The sequence below is a fragment of the Streptomyces sp. NPDC048566 genome (genome assembly GCF_043199735.1).
Lineage (GTDB): Bacteria > Actinomycetota > Actinomycetes > Streptomycetales > Streptomycetaceae > Streptomyces.
Window position 1 is genome coordinate 126,574 of the sequence record NZ_JBICWL010000017.1, and the last position, 19,743, is coordinate 146,316.

Annotated in this window: 19 protein-coding genes; 9 read left to right on the forward strand and 10 right to left on the reverse strand. The window is 71.3% G+C overall.

The window, feature by feature from the left end; translation table 11 throughout:
- Positions 1–9: 9 nt before the first annotated feature.
- Genes ACGFS9_RS23870 through ACGFS9_RS23895 form a run of 6 tightly spaced genes read right to left on the reverse strand, consistent with a single transcriptional unit; the run spans position 10 to position 5,774 of the window.
- Positions 10–1,281, reverse strand: a complete 1,272-nt coding sequence (locus tag ACGFS9_RS23870; protein ID WP_393255973.1) for a cysteine desulfurase — start codon at positions 1,279–1,281, stop codon at positions 10–12.
- On the reverse strand, positions 1,278–2,042 hold the full coding sequence (sufC, locus tag ACGFS9_RS23875) for a Fe-S cluster assembly ATPase SufC (protein WP_393255975.1): 765 nt from the start codon (positions 2,040–2,042) through the stop codon (positions 1,278–1,280). Before sufC ends, ACGFS9_RS23870 begins: the two co-directional genes overlap by 4 nt.
- A 7-nt stretch (positions 2,043–2,049) precedes the next feature.
- On the reverse strand, positions 2,050–2,373 hold the full coding sequence (locus ACGFS9_RS23880; RefSeq protein ID WP_393255976.1) for a non-heme iron oxygenase ferredoxin subunit: 324 nt from the start codon (positions 2,371–2,373) through the stop codon (positions 2,050–2,052).
- Complete coding sequence (gene sufD / locus ACGFS9_RS23885) at positions 2,373–3,554, reverse strand: Fe-S cluster assembly protein SufD (protein WP_393255978.1); 1,182 nt, start codon at positions 3,552–3,554, stop codon at positions 2,373–2,375. The genes ACGFS9_RS23880 and sufD overlap by 1 nt, the downstream gene beginning before the upstream one ends.
- A gap of 58 nt (positions 3,555–3,612) precedes the next feature.
- A complete protein-coding gene (sufB, locus tag ACGFS9_RS23890; protein ID WP_393255979.1) occupies positions 3,613–5,034 on the reverse strand; it encodes a Fe-S cluster assembly protein SufB in 1,422 nt (473 codons plus the stop codon).
- Positions 5,031–5,774 carry a helix-turn-helix transcriptional regulator gene (locus tag ACGFS9_RS23895; protein WP_393255981.1) on the reverse strand — a complete coding sequence of 248 codons (744 nt, stop codon included), beginning with the start codon at positions 5,772–5,774 and terminating at the stop codon, positions 5,031–5,033. The genes sufB and ACGFS9_RS23895 overlap by 4 nt, the downstream gene beginning before the upstream one ends.
- A gap of 161 nt (positions 5,775–5,935) precedes the next feature.
- On the opposite strand from ACGFS9_RS23895, the gene ACGFS9_RS23900 reads away from it, so the two are divergent.
- Genes ACGFS9_RS23900 through ACGFS9_RS23915 form a run of 4 tightly spaced genes read left to right on the forward strand, consistent with a single transcriptional unit; the run spans position 5,936 to position 9,546 of the window.
- A complete protein-coding gene (locus ACGFS9_RS23900) occupies positions 5,936–6,778 on the forward strand; it encodes an aminoglycoside N(3)-acetyltransferase (RefSeq protein WP_393255982.1) in 843 nt (280 codons plus the stop codon).
- An 11-nt stretch (positions 6,779–6,789) separates the two neighbouring features.
- On the forward strand, positions 6,790–7,713 hold the full coding sequence (locus ACGFS9_RS23905; protein ID WP_393255983.1) for an ABC transporter ATP-binding protein: 924 nt from the start codon (positions 6,790–6,792) through the stop codon (positions 7,711–7,713).
- 50 nt (positions 7,714–7,763) lie between these two features.
- Positions 7,764–8,480, forward strand: a complete 717-nt coding sequence (locus tag ACGFS9_RS23910; protein WP_393256005.1) for an ABC transporter permease — start codon at positions 7,764–7,766, stop codon at positions 8,478–8,480.
- Positions 8,481–8,538: 58 nt separating this feature from the next.
- The gene (locus tag ACGFS9_RS23915) at positions 8,539–9,546 is read left to right on the forward strand and encodes a heme A synthase (protein ID WP_393255984.1); all 1,008 of its coding nucleotides are present in this window, start codon (positions 8,539–8,541) and stop codon (positions 9,544–9,546) included.
- Between the two features lie 291 nt (positions 9,547–9,837).
- Here the strand turns inward: ACGFS9_RS23915 and ACGFS9_RS23920 are convergent, their stop codons facing one another.
- The 3 genes from ACGFS9_RS23920 to ACGFS9_RS23930 all read right to left on the reverse strand — a co-directional run bounded on the left by ACGFS9_RS23920 (position 9,838) and on the right by ACGFS9_RS23930 (position 12,492).
- Positions 9,838–10,944 carry an amidohydrolase family protein gene (locus ACGFS9_RS23920; RefSeq protein WP_393255986.1) on the reverse strand — a complete coding sequence of 369 codons (1,107 nt, stop codon included), beginning with the start codon at positions 10,942–10,944 and terminating at the stop codon, positions 9,838–9,840.
- Positions 10,945–11,069: 125 nt separating this feature from the next.
- Entirely contained in the window at positions 11,070–11,426 is a 357-nt protein-coding gene (locus ACGFS9_RS23925) for a hypothetical protein (RefSeq protein ID WP_393255988.1), read from the reverse strand.
- 112 nt (positions 11,427–11,538) lie between these two features.
- Positions 11,539–12,492, reverse strand: a complete 954-nt coding sequence (locus ACGFS9_RS23930; RefSeq protein ID WP_393256007.1) for a heme o synthase — start codon at positions 12,490–12,492, stop codon at positions 11,539–11,541.
- Between the two features lie 355 nt (positions 12,493–12,847).
- On the opposite strand from ACGFS9_RS23930, the gene tkt reads away from it, so the two are divergent.
- The 5 genes from tkt to pgl are packed head-to-tail and all read left to right on the forward strand — an operon-like array spanning position 12,848 to position 19,501.
- On the forward strand, positions 12,848–14,935 hold the full coding sequence (tkt, locus tag ACGFS9_RS23935; RefSeq protein ID WP_393255990.1) for a transketolase: 2,088 nt from the start codon (positions 12,848–12,850) through the stop codon (positions 14,933–14,935).
- Between the two features lie 34 nt (positions 14,936–14,969).
- Positions 14,970–16,088 (forward strand): transaldolase, encoded by a 1,119-nt coding sequence (gene tal, locus ACGFS9_RS23940; RefSeq protein WP_393255992.1) that lies wholly within the window; start codon positions 14,970–14,972, stop codon positions 16,086–16,088.
- Positions 16,089–16,092: 4 nt separating this feature from the next.
- The gene (gene zwf / locus ACGFS9_RS23945) at positions 16,093–17,616 is read left to right on the forward strand and encodes a glucose-6-phosphate dehydrogenase (protein WP_393255994.1); all 1,524 of its coding nucleotides are present in this window, start codon (positions 16,093–16,095) and stop codon (positions 17,614–17,616) included.
- On the forward strand, positions 17,613–18,722 hold the full coding sequence (opcA, locus tag ACGFS9_RS23950; protein WP_393255995.1) for a glucose-6-phosphate dehydrogenase assembly protein OpcA: 1,110 nt from the start codon (positions 17,613–17,615) through the stop codon (positions 18,720–18,722). Before zwf ends, opcA begins: the two co-directional genes overlap by 4 nt.
- Positions 18,719–19,501: a 6-phosphogluconolactonase gene (gene pgl / locus ACGFS9_RS23955; protein WP_393255997.1), complete on the forward strand. Its 783-nt coding sequence runs from the start codon at positions 18,719–18,721 to the stop codon at positions 19,499–19,501. The genes opcA and pgl overlap by 4 nt, the downstream gene beginning before the upstream one ends.
- Positions 19,502–19,585: 84 nt before the next feature.
- On the opposite strand, the gene ACGFS9_RS23960 is transcribed toward pgl, so the two are convergent.
- On the reverse strand, positions 19,586–19,743 hold a 158-nt coding region (locus ACGFS9_RS23960), incomplete at its 5' end, for a hypothetical protein (protein ID WP_393256008.1).

The following is a 19,743-nucleotide window of genomic DNA, read 5'->3' on the forward strand; positions in this document are numbered from 1 at the left end:
GCCAGCCCCTCAGCCGAAGAAGTTCCGGACGTGCTCCAGGCCATCGACCAGTGCGTCGATCTCGGCCGGAGTGGAGTACAGGTAGAACGACGCTCGCGTGGTCGCGGGAATTCCGTACCGCAGGCAGACCGGACGGGCGCAGTGGTGGCCGACCCGGACCGCGATGCCCTGCTCGTCGAGGACCTGGCCCACGTCGTGCGGGTGGATGTCACCGAGGGTGAACGAGATCGCCGCGCCGCGGTCCTCGGCCGTGGTCGGACCGATGATCCGCAGGTCGGGAACGTCCGCGAGCCGCTTCACCGCGTACTCGGTGAGGGCGTGCTCGTGGGCGAGGATCTTGTCCATGCCGATCGACGACAGGTAGTCGATCGCCGCGCCCAGACCGACCGCCTGCGCGATCGGCGGGGTGCCGGCCTCGAACTTGTGCGGGGCCGGAGCGTAGGTCGACGAGTGCATCGACACCGTCTCGATCATCTCGCCGCCGCCGAGGAACGGCGGGAGGTCCTCCAGCAGCTCCTGGCGTCCCCACAGGACACCGATGCCGGTCGGACCGCACATCTTGTGGCCGGTGAAGGCCACGAAGTCGGCCTGGAGGGCCTGCACGTCGAGCGGCATGTGCGGGGCGGCCTGCGAGGCGTCGATGAGGACCAGGGCGCCGACCTCCTGGGCGCGGCGCACGATGGCCTCGACCGGGTTGACGGTGCCCAGGATGTTCGACACCAGCACGAACGAGACGATCTTCGTCTTCTCGGTGATGACCTCGTCGATGTTCGACAGGTCGAGCCGGCCGTCGTCGGTCAGCCCGAACCACTTCAGCTTCGCGCCGGTGCGCTGCGAGAGCAGCTGCCACGGCACGATGTTGGAGTGGTGCTCCATCTCCGTGATGACGATCTCGGTCTCGTGGTCGACGCGGTAGGGCTCGTCGGCCCAGCCGAGCATGTTGGCCACGAGGTTGAGCGACTCGGAGGCGTTCTTGGTGAAGATCACCTCGTCGCGGCTCGGCGCGTTGACGAACGCGGCGACCTTGTCCCGCGCGCCCTCGTACAGCGCCGTGGCCTCCTCGGCGAGCACGTGCACACCGCGGTGGACGTTGGCGTTGTAGCGCTCGTAGTAGTCGTTCAGGGCGTCCAGGACCTGGCGCGGCTTCTGCGAGGTCGCCGCGTTGTCCAGGTACACCAGCTTCCGGCCGTCGTGGACCTGGCGGTCCAGGATGGGGAAGTCCTTGCGGATGGCCTCGCCGAGAAGACGGGACTCGTTGAGGAGGCCCGGCAGCTGTGTCACGCGGATACGCCACCCTTCGTGTACGCCTCGTAGCCCTCGTTCTCCAGCTTGTCGGCGAGCTCGGCGCCGCCGGACTCGACGATGCGGCCCGCGGAGAAGACGTGGACGAAGTCGGGCTTGATGTAGCGCAGGATGCGCGTGTAGTGGGTGATGAGCAGGGTGCCCACCTCGCCGGACTCGCGGACGCGGTTGACGCCCTCGGAGACGACGCGCAGGGCGTCGACGTCGAGGCCGGAGTCGGTCTCGTCGAGAACGGCGATCTTCGGCTTGAGCAGCTCCAGCTGGAGGATCTCGTGCCGCTTCTTCTCACCGCCGGAGAAGCCCTCGTTGACGTTGCGCTCCGCGAAGGAGGGGTCCATGGAGAGGCGCTCCATGGTCTCCTTCACCTCCTTCACCCAGTGGCGCAGCTTGGGGGCCTCGCCGCGGACGGCGGTGGCGGAGGTGCGCAGGAAGTTGGAGACGGAGACGCCGGGGATCTCGACCGGGTACTGCATCGCCAGGAACAGGCCGGCGCGGGCGCGCTCGTCGACGGACATCTCCAGGACGTCCTCGCCGTCGAGGGTGACGGTGCCGCCGGTGATCGTGTACTTCGGGTGGCCCGCGAGCGAGTAGGCGAGAGTCGACTTGCCCGAGCCGTTGGGGCCCATGATGGCGTGCGTCTCGCCCTGCTTCACGGTCAGGTCGACGCCCTTGAGGATCTCCTTCGTGGCGTTGTCGGCCTCGACGGTGACGTGCAGGTCGTGGATTTCAAGCGTTGCCATGGGTTCCTCAGGACTCCTGGTTGAGGGAGACGAGCACGTCGTCCCCTTCGATCTGTACGGGGTATACGGGGACGGGGCGCGTCGCGGGAAGGCCGGACGGCTTGCCGGTGCGGAGGTCGAAGGCGGAGCCGTGCAGCCAGCACTCGATCTGGCAGTCCTCCACCTCGCCCTCGGAGAGCGAGACGTTCGCGTGCGAGCAGACGTCGTTGATCGCGAACACCTCGCCCCCGGTCCTCACGACCGAGACCGGCGTGCCGTCGAGTTCCACCCGCTTCGGGGTGTCCTCCTCCAGCTCGCTCAGCCCGCAGGCGCGCACGAAGGTACCGGGCATCAGAGCGACGCCTCCAGCTCCTCGTCGATCTTCACGAGAAGGCGCTCGGCGATGTCGTCGACGCCGATCTGCTGGACCAGCTCGGCGAAGAAGCCGCGGACCACCAGGCGGCGGGCCTCGTCGGCCGGGATGCCGCGGGCCATCAGGTAGAAGAGCTGCTCGTCGTCGAAGCGGCCGGTCGCCGAGGCGTGGCCCGCGCCGACGATCTCACCGGTCTCGATCTCCAGGTTGGGCACGGAGTCGACCCGGGCGCCGTCGGTCAGCACCAGGTTCCGGTTCATCTCGTAGGTGTCGGTGCCCTCGGCCTTGGCCTCGATGAGGACGTCGCCGATCCACACGGCGTGGGCTCCCTCGCCCTGCAGCGCGCCCTTGTACATCACGTTGGACTTGCAGTGCGGGGTGTTGTGGTCGACCAGGAGGCGGTGCTCCTGGTGCTGGCCCGCGTCGGTGAAGTACAGGCCGAACAGCTCGGCCTCGCCGCCGGTGCCGGCGTAGGCGACCCGCGGGTGCAGGCGCACGACGTCGCCGCCGAAGGTGACCACGAAGGACTTGAAGGTGGCGTCCCGGCCGATCAGGGCGTTGTGCTGGCCGACGTGGACGGCCGTGTCGTCCCAGTCCTGGACGGAGACGACGGTCAGCTTGGCGCCGTCGCCCAGGATGTAGTCGACGTTGGCGGCGAGGACCGCGTCACCGGTGTGGTCGATGACCACGACGGCCTCGGCGAAGGCGCCCAGCTCGACGACCTGGTGGCCGTAGGCGGTGCCGCCCTCGCCGTGCACGACGATGCGGATCGGCTCGGCGAGGACCGTCTCCTTGGGGACGGTCACGACGGAGGCCGTCTCGAAGGACGAGTAGGCCTGCGCGGCGACCCGGTCCACGGGGGTGCCCGCCCGGCCGATCCGCTCGTCGTCGCGGCCGACGGTCTCCACGGTGACGCCCTCGGGCGTGCCGATGGCGACCTTCACACCGTCGCCGGTGGCGGCGGCGGTGCCGTCGTGCAGCCCGCGCAGGCGCTCCAGCGGGGTGAACCGCCATTCCTCCTCGCGGCCGTGCGGGACCGGGAAGTCCGCCACGTCGAAGGACGGGGGTGCGCTCATGCGCGTGGCGACGGTCGACTCCGCGGCCACCGCGATCTGGCCGGCGGTGGTGGATCCCACCGGGATGTTAAGGGCCTCAGCCATGGCTGTCGGTCTGCTCTCTTCCTTCGTCAGAATTCGCTGGCTGCTGGTGCGGGCGGGGCTAGCCGACCGCGCCTTCCATCTGCAGCTCGATCAGCCGGTTGAGTTCCAGGGCGTACTCCATGGGGAGCTCCTTGGCGATCGGCTCGACGAAGCCGCGCACGATCATCGCCATCGCCTCGAACTCCGTCAGGCCGCGGCTCATCAGGTAGAAGAGCTGGTCCTCGGAGACCTTGGAGACGGTCGCCTCGTGGCCCATGGACACGTCGTCCTCGCGGACGTCCACGTAGGGGTAGGTGTCCGAACGGGAGATGGTGTCGACGAGCAGCGCGTCGCACAGGACGTTCGACTTCGAGCCGTGGGCGCCCTCGCCGATCTCCACGAGACCGCGGTAGGAGGTGCGGCCACCGGCGCGCGCCACCGACTTCGACACGATGTTCGAGGAGGTGTTCGGCGCCATGTGGACCATCTTGGAGCCGGCGTCCTGGTGCTGGCCCTCGCCCGCGAAGGCGATGGAGAGGGTCTCGCCCTTGGCGTGCTCGCCCATCAGGTAGACGGCCGGGTACTTCATGGTGACCTTGGAGCCGATGTTGCCGTCGATCCACTCCATGGTCGCGCCCTCGTACGCCACGGCGCGCTTGGTGACCAGGTTGTAGACGTTGTTCGACCAGTTCTGGATGGTCGTGTAGCGGCAGCGGGCGCCCTTCTTCACGATGATCTCGACCACCGCGGAGTGCAGGGAGTCCGACTTGTAGATCGGCGCCGTGCAGCCCTCGACGTAGTGGACGTAGGCGTCCTCGTCGACGATGATCAGCGTCCGCTCGAACTGGCCCATGTTCTCCGTGTTGATACGGAAGTAGGCCTGGAGCGGGATCTCGACGTGCACGCCCTTCGGCACGTAGATGAACGAGCCGCCGGACCACACGGCCGTGTTCAGCGACGCGAACTTGTTGTCACCCACCGGGATGACCGTGCCGAAGTACTCCTTGAAGAGCTCCGGGTGCTCCCGCAGGGCGGTGTCGGTGTCGAGGAAGATGACGCCCTGCTCCTCCAGGTCCTCGCGGATCTGGTGGTAGACGACCTCGGACTCGTACTGGGCCGCGACACCGGCGACGAGGCGCTGCTTCTCCGCCTCCGGGATGCCGAGCTTGTCGTACGTGTTCTTGATGTCCTCGGGCAGGTCCTCCCAGGACTCCGCCTGCTTCTCCGTGGACCGCACGAAGTACTTGATGTTGTCGAAGTCGATGCCCGACAGGTCCGAACCCCAGTTGGGCATGGGCTTCTTCTCGAAGAGGCGCAGGCCCTTGAGGCGGAGCTTGGTCATCCACTCCGGCTCGTTCTTCTTCGCGGAGATGTCGCGGACGACGTCCTCGTTGATGCCGCGCTTGGCAGAGGCGCCGGCCGTGTCGGAGTCGGCCCAGCCGTATTCGTACTTGCCCAGGCCCTCGAGTTCGGGGTGGGCAGTCTCCGTGGGGAGCGTCATGCGGGGTTCCTCCCGGCCGTGCTTGCAGATGCGTGGTGAGCGGTGTGGGAAATCTTGGGGATGAACGTCGTGCACACACCGTCGCCGTGGGCGATGGTGGCCAGCCGCTGGACGTGCGTGCCGAGCAGCTGGGAGAAGAACTCCGTCTCCGCCTCGCACAGCTGCGGGAACCGCTCGGCGACGTGGGCGACCGGGCAGTGGTGCTGGCAGAGCTGCTCCCCCACCGGTGCGCTGCGCGCCGCAGCAGCGTACCCGTCGGCGCTCAGCGCCCTGGCCAGGGCCTCGGTGCGCTCCTCGGGCGGCGCGGCCTCGACGGCCTCGCGGTAGGCGTCGGCCTGCGCGGCGATCCGGGCGCGGGCGAAGGCGAGGACCGCCTCGTCGCCGCCCTCCCGCTCGGCGATCCAGCGCAGGGCGTCCTCGGCGAGCTTGTCGTAGGACTGGTCGAAGGCGTCGCGGCCGCAGTCGGTCAGGGCGAACACCTTGGCGGGACGGCCGCGGGTGCGGGCTCCGTAGACCCGCTGCTCGCGCGGCTGCACGACGTCGTCGGCGACGAGCGCGTCGAGGTGGCGGCGGACGGCGGCCTGGGTCAGGCCCAGCCGGCCCGCGAGGTCGGCCACGGTCGACGGGCCGTGGTCCAGGATGGACCGCGCGACCCGGTTGCGCGTCGAGCGCTCTCCGGTCGCGAGCTCCTCCTGCGGGGCCCCCGCGGGGGTCTCCCGAGCCTCGCCAACGTATTTCACAACGCCATTGTTGCGTAATTCCTCAGAGCCTGACAACCCGCCCCCCGCGCGGCGGGCGGTGCGCTGCATCACTTAGGCATACCTAAGGTGACCTGGGCGAACGATCTTTGATCGATCAATTCGGTGGCGCGCCGCCCCGCGCTCCGGGACACTCCCGAACCATGTCGACACCGCCTCCGACCGGCCCACTCGTCACCCGCGGCAGCCTGGCCGCGGAGCTGCGCACGCTGGGCGTGCGCGCGGGCGAGACGCTCCTCGTGCACTCCTCGCTGCGTTCCCTCGGATGGGTCAACGGCGGACCCGTCGCCGTCGTGCAGGCGCTGCTCGACGTCCTCGGCCCGGCCGGCACGCTGGTGGTGCCGACGCAGTCGGGCGACCTCTCCGACCCGGCGCTGTGGGGCAACCCGCCCGTGCCCCGGGAGTGGTGGCCCGAGATCAGGGCGACCATGCCCGCCTACGACCCCCGGGTGACGCCCTCCCGCGGCGTCGGGGTGCTGCCGGAGACCGTCCGCACCTGGCCCGGCGCCCTGCGCAGCGCCCACCCGGAGACCTCGTTCGCCGCGCTGGGCGCGGGCGCTGCCGCCGTCGTCGACGGCCACGCGCCCGACTGCCGGCTCGGCGAGCGCAGTCCGCTGGCCCGGCTGGAGTCCGCCGGCGCCCGGGTCCTGCTGCTCGGCGCGGGCTACGCCACCTGCACCAGCTTCCACCTGGCCGAGTACCGGGTGCCCTCGCCGGTCGTCGAGGTCGGCCGCCCGTCCGCCGCGGGGTGGGTGACCGTCCGCGAGGTGTCGATCACCTCCGAGGGCTTCGCGGAACTGGGCGCCGACTTCGAGCGGGACCGGCCGGTCGTGCGGGGCACCGTGGGCGCGGCGGCGGCACGGCTGTTCCCGGTGGCCGACGCGGTGGCGTACGCGGTGCGGTGGCTGCCGGTGCACCGGCCGCGCGACCTCGTCGCCGGGGCCGCCCCGGCCCCCGGCGGCCCCGGGCCGCGACGGCGTCCCTAGACTTGCTCCTCATGCGAAGCGAGCCCGTGGTCCAGGTCCAGGCCCTGGTGAAGCGGTACGGCACGAAGACCGCGGTGGACGGCCTCGACCTGGTGGCCTCGGCGGGTGTCACCGCCGTCCTCGGCCCCAACGGAGCCGGCAAGACGACCACCGTGGAGACCTGCGAGGGCTACCGCAGGCCCGACTCCGGCACGGTCCGGGTGCTCGGCCTGGACCCGGTGAGGCAGTCCCGGGAGCTGCACACCCGTATCGGGGTGATGCTCCAGTCCGGCGGGGTCTACTCGGGCGCCCGCGCGGACGAGATGCTCCGCCACGTCGCGAGACTGCACGCCCACCCCCTGGACGTGGACGCGCTCTCGGAGCGGCTCGGCCTGGGGAGCTGCGGGCGGACGACGTACCGGCGGCTGTCGGGCGGCCAGCAGCAGCGCCTCGCGCTCGCGCTGGCCGTCGTCGGGCGGCCCGAGCTGGTCTTCCTCGACGAGCCGACGGCCGGCCTCGACCCGCAGGCCCGCCGCGCCACCTGGGACCTCGTGCGCGACCTGCGCTCGGACGGTGTCTCCGTCATCCTCACCACCCACTCCATGGACGAGGCCGAGCAGCTCGCCGACGACGTCGCGATCATCGACGCCGGCCGGGTCATCGCCCAGGGCTCCCCGGAGGAGCTGTGCCGCGGCGGCGCCGAGAACACCCTGCGCTTCGGCGGCCGGCCCGGACTCGACCTGGCCTCGCTGCTCAAGGCCCTCCCCGCGGACTGCACCGCGGCGGAGCTGACGCCGGGCGCCTACCGGGTGGGCGGCACGGTCGACCCGCAGCTGCTGGCGACGGTGACGTCCTGGTGCGCCCAGCACGGTGTGATGCCGGAGAAGATCTCGGTGGAGCGCCACACCCTCGAAGACGTCTTCCTGGAACTGACCGGCAAGGAGCTGCGTTCGTGACCACCGCCGGTACGTACACCCCGAGGCCCGGGGCCGCGCCGCTGCCCCGGATGATCGGCGCCCAGGCGGCGCTGGAGGCGCGGATGCTACTGCGCAACGGCGAGCAGCTCCTCCTCACCGTGATCATCCCGACCCTGCTGCTGGTGCTGTTCAGCAAGGTCGACATCATCGACACCGGCACGGGCGAGGCGGTCGACTTCCTCACGCCGGGCATCCTCGCGCTCGCCGTGATGTCGACCGCGTTCACCGGGCAGGCCATCGCCACCGGCTTCGAGCGCCGCTACGGGGTGCTCAAGCGGCTGGCGGCGTCCCCGCTCCCCCGCTGGGGCCTGATGACCGCGAAGACTGCGGCCGTGCTGGTCACCGAGATCCTCCAGGTGGTCCTGCTGACCGCGATCGCCTTCGCGCTCGGCTGGTCGCCGCACGGCAACCCGCTCGCCGTGCTGCTCCTGATGGTCCTCGGTACGGCGGCCTTCTCGGGGCTCGGACTGCTGATGGCGGGCACCCTCAGGGCCGAGGCGACGCTGGCCGCGGCCAACCTGGTGTTCCTGCTGTTCCTGGTGGGCGGCGGCGTGATCGTGCCCTTGGACAAGTTCCCCTCCGGCGTCCAGGACGTGCTGGGCCTGCTGCCGATCTCGGCGCTCTCCGACGGGCTGCGGGACGTGCTCCGGCACGGCGCGTCGATGCCGTGGGCCGACCTCGGGATCCTGGCCGTCTGGACGGTCGTGGGCCTCGGCGCCGCCGGGAAGTTCTTCCGCTGGGAGTAATCGGGTGGACGGCCGTGAACCGGACCCTCGTGAACGCGTGCACAAGCGGCCCTTTACGATGGGGCGCGTGCCGAACCTGACCCGAGCCGACGCCCTCAGCGCGGTGCGCAACCCGCTCGCCTTCATCGCCGACCGCTGGACCCCGACGACCCGCACCGTGCGGCGCGCGGCGCTCGCCGCGCTCGTCATGTCGGTCGTCATCGTGGTGACCGGCGGTGCCGTCCGGCTCACCGGTTCCGGCCTCGGCTGCCCGACCTGGCCCAAGTGCACCGCCGACTCGCTCACGGCGACGGGCGAGATGGGGGTGCACGGGGCCATCGAGTTCGGCAACCGGATGCTCACGTACGTGCTGTGCGCGGCGGTCGGCTGGGCGATCGTCGCCGCCCGTTCGCAGAAGCCGTGGCGGCGCGGCCTGACCCGGCTGGGCTGGGCCCAGTTCTGGATCGTCATGGGCAACGCGGTGCTCGGCGGCATCGTCGTCCTGGTCGGCCTGAACCCCTACACGGTCGCCGCGCACTTCCTGCTCTCCACCGCCCTGATCACGGTCGCCGCGCTCATGTGGCAGCGGGCCCGGGAGGGCGACGCGCAGCCGCGTCCGCTGGTCGGCCCGGCGGTGCGGCAACTGGTGTGGTTCCTGGTCGTCGCGGCCGTGCTGCTGATCGCGGTGGGCACGGTCGTCACCGGTGCGGGTCCGCACGCGGGTGACTCCAGCGAGGTGGACCGCATGCACGTGAGCTGGGAGAACGTCGCCAAGCTGCACGCCGTGCTGGCGTGGATCGTGGTGACGCTGACGTTCGCCCTCTGGTTCGTCCTCAAGGCCGTCGACGCGCCGCGCGGCCCGCTGCACCGCACCCGGGACCTCTTCCTGATCCTGCTGTCCCAGGGTGTCATCGGCTACGTGCAGTACTTCACCGACCTGCCGGAGGCGCTCGTCGGCCTCCACATGCTCGGCTCCTGCCTGGTGTGGATCGGCGTTTTGCGCGTCCTGCTGGCCCTGCGCGAACGCCCCGGGATCGTGGCGGACGTCCCGGGCCCGGCGACGGAATCGGCCCTCACGCGCGCGTAGCGGCGGCGCGCCGACGACCCGTTCCCGGTGGCCGCCGTGCGTTCGACCCGGCGGCCCCGGACGGCGAGCGGCGAACCGCGCCGGCTCCCCCTGGCGGCGCGGCGCGGTGCCCCCGGCGGCGGCCGGGGAGCGCCCGGTGTCCGGGGAGCAGCTCGTCCGCCTCCCGTCGGTCACCCGCCGCCCCTCTCGCGGCGTGCCCGCCGCCCGCCGCGCGATCGCGGCCGGGCCGCACCCGGGGGACGCCCCTGCGCGAAGCCGGCACACCGCACGGCGGGGAACCGGGCCGCCGCATCACTCCACGCCGTACACCCGCCGGGCGTTGCCCGCGGCGATGAGGCCCGCGACGCGCTGGGCGTCGGACAGCGACCAGGCGCCCTCGGCGACCCAGGTGCCGAGGACCCGGCCGAGCGCCTCGCGGAAGAGGCGGGCTCCGATCACGTGCAGTTCGGGCAGGCCGTGGGCGCCGCTGGAGAACAGCAGCTTCCCGAACGGCGCCAGTTCGAGGATCTCGGCGAGGACGGCCGCCGCCCGCGCACCGGTGCGGACCAGGGCGGCCCCCAGGTCGGCGTAGACGTGCGGGAAGACTCCCGACAGGTGCGCGGCGTGCCGGTGGTACGGGTAGCCGTGCAGCAGGACCAGGTCGGTGCCGAGCCCGGCGGTGGCGCGGGCGAAGTCGGTGAGCAGGACCGGATCGGTGCGGTCGATGCGCAGTCCGGGCTCGCCGAGTCCGGCGTGCAGTTGCAGCGGCAGGCCCGAGGCGACGGCGATCCACAGCAGATGCCGGAGCAGGACCGGATCGGCGAGTTGGCCGCCCACCCGGCGGGCGGCCAGCCAGCGGCCCGCCGCGCCGCGGACCTCGCCGGGCCCCGGCGGTTCGGGCGCGAGCGCCAGACCGTGCCGGACTCCGGCGACGGAGGTGAAGGCGACGGCGTTGGCGGCGGCGCCGTGCACCGACTCGGCGAGGTTCGCGAGGAAGGACTCGACGGTCCCGGAGGTGTCCGCGACCTGCTCGGCCAGCGGTTCCAGCCGGACGATCTCGTGCGCGCCGGCGGCTCCGGCCAGGGCCATCTCGCCGGGCCCGGCGAGGTCGCCGGGCAGTCCGGTGTCGACGAGGTAGGTGGTGATCCCGCTGCCGCGCAGCAGCCTGCGGCCGGATTCGAGGACGCCGAGTTCGCGGCGCCGGGCCAGATAGCGGGCCGGCGTGCAGTGCGGCTCCAGGCCGAGCAGCGGCGGGCACCAGCGCCGCACGGCGAAGCCGGTCTGGGTGTCGAAGAAGGTGGTGCCGGGGGCCGGGGGCCCCTCGGTTCTGGCGAGGTGGGCCTCGAACGTGCCGAGGCCCAGCTCCGTCCGCAGTACGCCGTGGCAGTACTGGTCCACCAGGGACGGCGTTTCGATCATCCGGACTCCCCGCGACTGGACCGTTCCTTTTCAGGTCCTAACGGGTGAAGCGGGTGTCAGGTGTTGGTCGCGTCCACCCCGGCGCGGGCGCGGGGCGGCGCCGGACGCCCGCGCCGGGGGCGGGATCAGCCGTTGGAGGGCCCTCCGAGCTGGATGCCCGCCATCCGCTTCCACTCGTAGGGGCCGGTCCGCACCTTGGCGGCGAAGTCGCCGTCGAACTCCTCGTGCCGGGTGACGCCGGCCTTCTCCACGGCGCTCTCGGCGACGGTGACGCCGGGGGCCACCAGGTCGCCCCAGGAGCCGTCCTCGCCGACCAGCACGATGCGGGCGCCGCGCTCGCCGATGTACGCGATCTGCGCCTCGGCCCCGCCGTGCGCCGTGGCGAAGGCGGCGATCTCCCGTCCGAGCCGGGCGGCCACCCGCTCGGCCTTGGGGTCCGGGGCGGTGCCGGGGGTCTCGTCGATCTGCTCGGTGTCTGCCATGAGCAGGATGCTACCGACGGGTAGGCGGGACGGCGACGGGCGGGGACCGTGGCCTGTGCCACGGACCCCGCCCGTCGGACGAGGACAGCGCTCCCGGTGCGGAGCAGGGGGGTCAGCGGAGGAAGGGGTCCACCGCGACCGCGACGAACAGGATCGACACGTAGGTGATCGACCAGTGGAAGAGGCGCATCTCCTTGAGCTTGCCGCCGGTGACCTCGGCCTTGGCGCGGTTCTGCAGGCCGTGCGCCTCCCACAGCCAGAACCCGCCCGCGCCCAGGGCGACCGCGGTGTAGAACCAGCCGGTGTAGCCGAGGGGGGTCAGGAGCAGCGAGACGGCGACCATCACCCAGCTGTAGACGACGATCTGGCGGGCGACGACCTTGTTGCTCGCGACGACGGGCAGCATCGGCACGCCGACCCGCGCGTAGTCCTCCCTCACCTTCATCGACAGCGGCCAGTAGTGCGGCGGCGTCCAGAAGAACATGACGAGGAAGAGGACGACCGGCGCCCACGACATCGAGTTCGTGACCGACGACCAGCCGATGAGCACGGGCAGGCAGCCGGCGATGCCGCCCCACACGATGTTCTGCGAGGTGCGCCGCTTGAGGATCATCGTGTAGACGACGACGTAGAAGAGGAGCGCGCCGAGCGACAGCCAGGCGGACAGCCAGTTGACGGTCAGGCCGAACAGCAGCGTCGAGACCACCGCCAGCGTGACGCCGAAGGCGAGGCACTCCCGGGGGCTGACCATGCCGGTCACCAGGGGGCGCTGCGAGGTGCGCTCCATGAGGGCGTCGATGTCGCGGTCGATGTACATGTTCAGCGCGTTGGCGCCGCCCGCGGACAGGTAGCCGCCGAGGCAGGTGAGGAGCACCAGCGTCAGATCGGGTACACCCTGCTGGGCCAGGAACATCACTGGAACGGTGGTGATCAGCAGCAGTTCGATGATCCGCGGCTTGGTCAGCGCCACGAACGCCTTGACACGGGCCCCGACTGGCCGCTGGCCCCGGCTGCTGCTCGTCCCGAGCACACCGGCTGGACGGGATTCGACGGCCGTCACGCACACCCCTGACAGAGACATCCCAGCAAGCCCCGGGCTGTGAACTCCCCGTAAAGGCTCGCGCGTACCACGCCACTGTAGACGTTGCCCAGACCCCGGCATTCGCGGGGGTGCGCTCGTGTTGGGAGCTGCCGCCGGAAGAGCCCGCCGGCACTCGATTGAGCACTCGGACGAGCGGCTCCGTATTCACGTGTCGAACACGGAAAGCACCAGTCGGGAGGCGGATCCCGAAGAGTCCCGGCAGTCTGGAATGACTCGAAAAAACGCACGTACTTACGGGGGTAGGCTCGACAACGGCCGGGGCGCCCAGTGCACCGGCAATTCGACATGTATGACATGTGGAGAGGAGCCCTGACCCAGGGTGAGCACCAAGCCGACCACCACAGACCTCGAGTGGACCGAGTTGGACCAGCGGGCCGTCGACACCGCCCGCGTCCTGGCCGCCGATGCCGTACAGAAGGTCGGAAACGGCCATCCCGGTACGGCCATGAGCCTCGCGCCCGTCGCGTACACCCTCTTCCAGAAGGTGATGCGGCACGACCCGGCGGACCCCGACTGGGTGGGCCGCGACCGCTTCGTGCTGTCCGCGGGCCACTCGTCCCTGACCCTCTACACGCAGCTCTACCTGGCCGGGTTCGGCCTGGAGCTGGCGGACCTGGAGGCCTTCCGGACGTGGGGCAGCAGGACGCCCGGCCACCCGGAGTACGGCCACACCCCCGGCGTCGAGACCACCACGGGTCCGCTCGGCCAGGGTGTCGCCAACGCCGTGGGCATGGCGATGGCCGCCCGTTACGAGCGGGGCCTGTTCGACCCGGACGCCCCGCAGGGCGAGTCCCCGTTCGACCACTTCGTCTACGCGATCGCCGGCGACGGCTGCCTCCAGGAGGGAATCTCCGCGGAGGCGTCCTCGATGGCCGGGCACCAGCAGCTCGGCAACCTGATCCTGCTGTGGGACGACAACCACATCTCGATCGAGGGCGACACGGAGACCGCGGTCTCCGAGGACACCGTGAAGCGGTACGAGGCGTACGGCTGGCACGTCCAGCGGGTCGCTCCGAAGCCGGACGGCGACCTCGACCCGCACGCCGTCTTCGACGCCGTCGAGGCCGCGAAGAAGGTGACGGACCGGCCGTCGTTCATCGCGATGCGCTCGATCATCGCCTGGCCCGCCCCGAACGCGCAGAACACCGAGGCCGCGCACGGCTCGGCGCTCGGCGACGACGAGGTGGCCGCCACCAAGCGCGTCCTCGGCTTCGACCCGGACACGTCCTTCGACGTCGCCGAGGAGGTCCTCGCGCACACCCGCCGGGCCCTCGACCGCGGCCGGGAGGCCCGGGCCGAGTGGGAGAAGGGCTTCGCCGCCTGGCGGACCGCCAGCCCGGAGCGCGCCGCCGAGTACGACCGGATCGCCGCGACCGAGCTGCCCGCCGGCTGGGAGGACCACCTGCCGTCGTTCGAGACGGGCAAGAGCGTCGCGACCCGCGCCGCGTCCGGCAAGGTGCTCCAGGCGCTCGGCCCGGTCATCCCCGAGCTGTGGGGCGGCTCCGCCGACCTCGCCGGCTCGAACAACACCACGATCGACAAGACCAGCTCGTTCCTCCCGGCGGACAACCCGCTCCCGGAGGCCGACCCGTACGGCCGTACGATCCATTTCGGCATCCGCGAGCACTCCATGGCCGCGGAGATGAACGGCATCACGCTGCACGGCAACACGCGCGTGTACGGCGGCACCTTCCTGGTCTTCTCCGACTACATGCGCAACGCGGTCCGGCTGTCGGCCCTGATGCACCTGCCGGTCACGTACGTGTGGACGCACGACTCGATCGGCCTCGGCGAGGACGGTCCCACCCACCAGCCGGTCGAGCACCTCGCCTCGCTGCGCGCCATCCCGGGCCTGAACGTGGTCCGGCCCGCGGACGCGAACGAGACGACGATCGCCTGGCGCGAGATCCTCAAGCGCTACACGAAGGTGTACGGCAAGGGCGCGCCGCACGGCCTGGCGCTCACCCGCCAGGGCGTACCGACGTACGACGCGAACGAGGACGCCGCCAAGGGCGGTTACGTGCTGTTCGAGGCCGAGGGCGGTGCGCCCGAGGTCATCCTCATCGGCACCGGCTCCGAGGTGCACGTGGCCGTGGAGGCCCGTGAGCGGCTCCAGGCCGCGGGGGTCCCCACCCGGGTCGTGTCCATGCCCTGCGTGGAGTGGTTCGACGAGCAGGACCAGGGGTACCGGGACAGCGTCCTGCCGCCGTCGGTGAAGGCGCGCGTGTCCGTGGAGGCCGGCGTCGGCCTGACCTGGCACCGCTTCGTCGGCGACGCCGGACGGATCGTCTCGCTGGAGCACTTCGGCGCTTCGGCGGACGCCAAGACGCTGTTCGCGGAGTTCGGTTTCACCGCCGAGCACGTCGCCGACGCCGCCCGTGAATCGATCGCGGCAGCGCAGCGCTGACGCCGACATACGACACGTAGGAGATGCAATTTCCATGACAGACGCACTCAAGCGCCTCTCCGAGGAAGGCGTCGCGATCTGGCTGGACGACCTGTCCCGCAAGCGGATCACGTCCGGCAACCTCGCGGAACTCATCGACCAGCAGCACGTCGTGGGCGTCACCACCAACCCGTCGATCTTCCAGAAGGCGATCTCCCAGGGCGACGGCTACGACCAGCAGCTGTCCGACCTCGCGGCCCGCCGGGTCACCGTCGAGGAAGCCATCCGCATGATCACGACGGCGGACGTCCGGGACGCCGCCGACATCCTGCGGCCCGTCTTCGACGCGACGGGCGGCCAGGACGGCCGGGTCTCCATCGAGGTCGACCCGCGCCTCGCGCACAACACGCACGCGACGACGGCCGAGGCCAAGCAGCTCGCGTGGCTCGTCGACCGCCCCAACACGCTCATCAAGATCCCGGCCACCAAGGCGGGTCTGCCGGCGATCACCGAGGTCATCGGCCTCGGCATCAGCGTCAACGTGACGCTGATCTTCTCGCTGGAGCGCTACCGGGCCGTCATGGACGCCTACCTCGCGGGCCTGGAGAAGGCCAAGGAGCGCGGCCTGGACCTGTCGAAGATCCACTCCGTGGCGTCCTTCTTCGTGTCCCGTGTGGACACCGAGATCGACAAGCGGCTGGACGCGCTCGGCACCCCCGAGGCGAAGGCTGCGCGCGGCAAGGCCGGCCTGGCGAACGCCCGTCTCGCGTACGAGGCGTACGAGGAGGTCTTCTCCTCGGACCGCTGGGCCGCGCTGGACCGGGCGCAGGCCAACAAGCAGCGTCCGCTGTGGGCCTCGACCGGCGTCAAGGACCCGGCGTACAAGGACACCCTGTACGTGGACGAGCTGGTCGCGCCGAACACGGTGAACACCATGCCCGAGGCCACCCTGGAGGCCGCCGACGACCACGGCGGGATCACCGGCAACACCATCGCCGGCACCTACGAGCAGTCCCGTGCCGAGATCGACGCCGTCGAGAAGCTCGGGATCGGCTACGACGACGTGGTCCAGCTGCTGGAGGACGAGGGCGTCGAGAAGTTCGAGGCGTCCTGGAACGACCTGCTCAAGTCGACCGAGGCGGAGCTCAAGCGCCTCGCCCCTTCGGAGGGCTGAAACCTTGTCGAGCAGCAATCCGCTGCGTGACCCCGCAGACCGACGGCTCCCGCGTATCGCGGGGCCGTCGGGCCTGGTCATCTTCGGCGTCACGGGCGATTTGTCACGTAAAAAGCTGATGCCTGCGGTGTACGACCTCGCCAACCGGGGTCTGCTGCCGCCGGGCTTCTCCCTGGTCGGCTTCGCCCGGCGCGAGTGGGCCCACGAGGACTTCGCACAGGAGGTGCACGACGCCGTCAAGGAGCACGCGCGCACGCCCTTCCGCGAGGAGGTCTGGCAGCAGCTCGTCCAGGGCATGCGCTTCGTCCAGGGCACCTTCGACGACGACGACGCCTTCGACCGGCTGCGCTCCACCATCGAGGAGCTGGACAAGGCCCAGGGCACCGGCGGCAACTTCGCCTTCTACCTGTCCGTGCCGCCGTCCGCCTTCCCGGTGGTCATCAAGCAGCTGAAGAAGCACAAGCTGGCCGACCAGTCGAACGGCTCCTGGCGCCGCGCGGTCATCGAGAAGCCCTTCGGCCACGACCTCGCGTCGGCCGAGGAGCTGAACGCGATCGTGCACGAGGTGTTCGCCCCGGACCAGGTCTTCCGGATCGACCACTACCTCGGCAAGGAGACCGTCCAGAACATCCTGGCGCTCCGCTTCGCCAACACCATGTTCGAGCCGATCTGGAACCGGTCCTTCGTCGACCACGTGCAGATCACCATGGCCGAGGACATCGGCATCGGCGGCCGGGCCGGCTACTACGACGGCATCGGCGCCGCCCGCGACGTCATCCAGAACCACCTGCTCCAGCTGATGGCGCTGACCGCCATGGAGGAGCCCGCCTCCTTCGACGCGGACGCGCTCGCCGCCGAGAAGACCAAGGTGCTCGGCGCCGCGCGGCTGCCCAAGGACCTGGGCAAGGACACCGTCCGCGGCCAGTACGCGGCCGGCTGGCAGGGCGGCGAGAAGGTCGTCGGCTACCTCCAGGAAGACGGCATCGACGCCAAGTCGAAGACCGACACCTTCGCCGCGATCAAGGTCGAGATCGACAACCGCCGCTGGGCGGGCGTCCCCTTCTACCTGCGCACCGGCAAGCGGCTCGGCCGCCGGGTCACCGAGATCGCCGTCGTCTTCCAGCGCGCCCCGCACTCCCCCTTCGACCACACGGCGACGGAGGAGCTGGGCCAGAACGCGATCGTCTTCCGCGTCCAGCCCGACGAGGGTGTCACGGTCCGCTTCGGCTCCAAGGTGCCCGGCACCTCCATGGAGATCCGGGACGTCTCGATGGACTTCGCCTACGGCGAGTCGTTCACCGAGTCCAGCCCGGAGGCGTACGAGCGGCTGATCCTCGACGTGCTGCTCGGCGACTCGAACCTCTTCCCGCGCACCGAGGAGGTCGAGCTGTCCTGGCGGATCCTCGACCCGATCGAGCGGTACTGGGACAAGCACGGCAAGCCCGCGCAGTACGCGTCGGGCACCTGGGGCCCCGTGGAGGCTGACGAGATGCTCGAACGAGACGGACGGAGCTGGCGTCGCCCATGAAGACCGATCTCACGGACACCACGGCCAGCAAGATCAACAAGGCGCTGGTGCAGGGCCGCCGGGAGATCGGCGCCCCGGCCGTCGGCATGGTGCTCACCCTCGTCATCGTCACCGACGAGGAGAACGCCTACGACGCCCTGAAGGCCGCCAACGACGCCTCCCGCGAGCACCCCTCCCGCATTCTCGTGGTGATCAAACGGGTCTCGCGCTCGCCCCGCGACCGCACCACGTCCCGCCTCGACGCCGAGGTCCGGCTCGGGGCGGAGGCGGGCACCGGCGAGACGGTGGTGCTGCGCCTGTACGGCGAGGTCCTCAACCACGCCCAGTCGGTCGTCCTGCCGCTGCTGCTGCCGGACGCCCCGGTCGTCGTCTGGTGGCCGGTGAACGCGCCGCTGGACCCGGCCAAGGACCCGCTCGGCGCGCTCGGCCAGCGCCGGGTGACCGACACCTACGCCGCCGAGTCCCCGGTACGGGAGCTGAACGCCCGCGCCGACGCCTACACCCCCGGCGACACCGACCTGTCGTGGACCCGCATCACGCCCTGGCGTTCGATGCTGGCCGCGGCGCTGGACCAGGTCGTGTGCGACGTCGCCGCGGTCGAGGTGGAGGGCGAGGAGTTCAATCCGAGCTGCGAGCTGCTGGCGATGTGGCTCGCGGACCGGCTGGACGTGCCCGTCAAGCGCTCGCTGTCCGCCGGCCCGGGCCTCACCGCGGTACGGATGGACACGAGCTGCGGCCCGATCGTCCTGGACCGGGCCGACGGCTCGCTCGCCACCCTGTCCATCGAGGGGCAGCCCGATCGCGCGGTGGCGCTCAAGCGCCGCGAGACCTCCGAGCTGATGGCGGAGGAGCTGCGCCGGCTGGACCCGGACGACACCTACGCGTCGGCGCTGCGCTACGGCGTGGACCGGCTCGACGCGGAGTCGGGGAGCGCCGAGGCGGGTTCCTCCGGCGGGGCCCCGGCGGACGGGCGGGCGGCCTCCTCGTCCGCGGCCGGGAAGTCCGGCTCGGGCTCGTCGGCCACCGGGAAGGCCCCGGCCCGGAAGGCGCCCGCCAAGAAGGCCCCGGCGAAGAAGACCGCGGCGAGGAAGGCGGGCTCCGAGTGAACACCCCGCAGCTCGTCGTCCACCGCGACAAGGATCTGATGGCCCGGGCGGCGGCGGCCCGGCTGGTCACGAGGATCGTGGACGCACAGGCGTCGCGCGGCTACGCGTCGGTCGCGCTCACCGGCGGACGCAACGGCAACGGACTGCTCGCCGCGCTCGCCTCCGAGCCCGCCCGGGACGCCGTCGACTGGGGGCGCCTGGACCTGTGGTGGGGTGACGAGCGCTTCCTCTCGGAGGGCGATCCCGACCGCAACGACACCCAGGCCCGCGCGGCTCTCCTCGACTCCGTCCCGCTGGACCGCTCGCGGGTGCACCCGATGCCCGCGTCCGACGGCCCGCACGGGGACGACGTCGAGGCGGCGGCGGAGGCGTACGCGGTGGAACTGGCCAAGGCCGCCGGGCCGGAGGCCCACGGCACGGTCCCGGAGTTCGACGTCCTGATGCTGGGCGTCGGCCCGGACACCCACGTCGCCTCGCTCTTCCCCGAACTTCCCGCGGTGCGGGAGACGGAGCGGACCGTCGTCGGCGTGCGGGGGGCTCCCAAACCACCGCCGACGCGGATCTCGCTGACCCTGCCCGCGATCCGATCGGCCCGTGAGGTGTGGCTGCTCGCGGCCGGTGAGGACAAGGCGGAGGCCGCCGCGATCGCCCTGTCCGGCGCGGGCGAGATCCAGGCTCCGGCGGCCGGGGCGCGGGGCCGATCCCGCACCCTGTGGCTCCTGGACGCGGCAGCCGCCTCGCAGCTCCCGCGCTCCCTGTACCCACCCGCGTCCGCCTGACCGGGACGCACACGGCGGACGCCGGGGAGACGGAGGCTGCGTCTCCCCGGCGTCCGCCGTTCGGCGTCGCGAGCCGGTCGTGCCTCAGCGGCCGCGCAGCTCCCGGTACGTGGAGACCAGCGCCGTGGTCGACTCGTCGAGGCCCGCCACCTCGGTGCCGTGGGTGAGGGCGGGTTCGATGCGCTGGGCGAGGACCTTGCCGAGTTCGACGCCCCACTGGTCGAAGGAGTCGATGTTCCACA

Coding starts and splice junctions, on each gene's coding strand:
- sufC (WP_393255975.1), bottom strand. CDS start 2,042: ATGGCAACGCTTGAAATCCACGACCTGCACGTCACCGTCGAGGCCGAC.
- ACGFS9_RS23880 (WP_393255976.1), bottom strand. CDS start 2,373: ATGCCCGGTACCTTCGTGCGCGCCTGCGGGCTGAGCGAGCTGGAGGAG.
- sufD (WP_393255978.1), bottom strand. CDS start 3,554: ATGGCTGAGGCCCTTAACATCCCGGTGGGATCCACCACCGCCGGCCAG.
- sufB (WP_393255979.1), bottom strand. CDS start 5,034: ATGACGCTCCCCACGGAGACTGCCCACCCCGAACTCGAGGGCCTGGGC.
- ACGFS9_RS23900 (WP_393255982.1), top strand. CDS start 5,936: ATGTCGACACCGCCTCCGACCGGCCCACTCGTCACCCGCGGCAGCCTG.
- ACGFS9_RS23905 (WP_393255983.1), top strand. CDS start 6,790: ATGCGAAGCGAGCCCGTGGTCCAGGTCCAGGCCCTGGTGAAGCGGTAC.
- ACGFS9_RS23910 (WP_393256005.1), top strand. CDS start 7,764: ATGATCGGCGCCCAGGCGGCGCTGGAGGCGCGGATGCTACTGCGCAAC.
- ACGFS9_RS23915 (WP_393255984.1), top strand. CDS start 8,539: ATGGGGCGCGTGCCGAACCTGACCCGAGCCGACGCCCTCAGCGCGGTG.
- ACGFS9_RS23920 (WP_393255986.1), bottom strand. CDS start 10,944: ATGATCGAAACGCCGTCCCTGGTGGACCAGTACTGCCACGGCGTACTG.
- ACGFS9_RS23925 (WP_393255988.1), bottom strand. CDS start 11,426: ATGGCAGACACCGAGCAGATCGACGAGACCCCCGGCACCGCCCCGGAC.
- tal (WP_393255992.1), top strand. CDS start 14,970: ATGACAGACGCACTCAAGCGCCTCTCCGAGGAAGGCGTCGCGATCTGG.
- opcA (WP_393255995.1), top strand. CDS start 17,613: ATGAAGACCGATCTCACGGACACCACGGCCAGCAAGATCAACAAGGCG.